General features: G+C 65.7%; 1 protein-coding gene. It reads right to left on the bottom strand.

Annotation, left to right across the window (positions count from 1 at the left end; translation table 11 throughout):
• A partial coding sequence (locus tag EN859_RS36095) for an ABC transporter permease subunit (RefSeq protein WP_135913667.1) occupies positions 1-353 on the bottom strand: 353 nt, incomplete at both ends.

The raw sequence follows: 353 nt of genomic DNA, 5'->3' as shown, positions 1-353 counted from the left end.
CAGCCGAGCGACAGGCGCTCGAGCAGGCGGGCCAGGCTGTCGGCGAGCTTGCCGAGCAGCGCGTAGATCAGGATCGACAGCACCACGACGTCGATCAGCAGGAACTCGCGCGCCTGCATGGCCATGTAGCCGAGGCCGGAACTGGCCGAGATCGTCTCGGCGACGATCAACGTCAGCCACATGATGCCCAGCGCATAGCGCAGGCCGACAAAGATCGAAGGCAGGGCGCCGGGCAGGACCACTCGGAAGAACAAGGCGCGCCGGTCGAGCCCGTAGACCCGGCCCATCTCGACCAGCTGCGGATCGACGCTCTGGATGCCGAGCAGCGTGTTGACATAGATCGGGAAGAAGAC

The organism is Mesorhizobium sp. M00.F.Ca.ET.216.01.1.1 (assembly GCF_004010325.2).
Classification (GTDB): Bacteria; Pseudomonadota; Alphaproteobacteria; order Rhizobiales; family Rhizobiaceae; genus Mesorhizobium.
The sequence above is the reverse complement of the archived record's forward strand: the minus strand, read 5'-3'. Positions and strand labels throughout refer to the sequence as shown.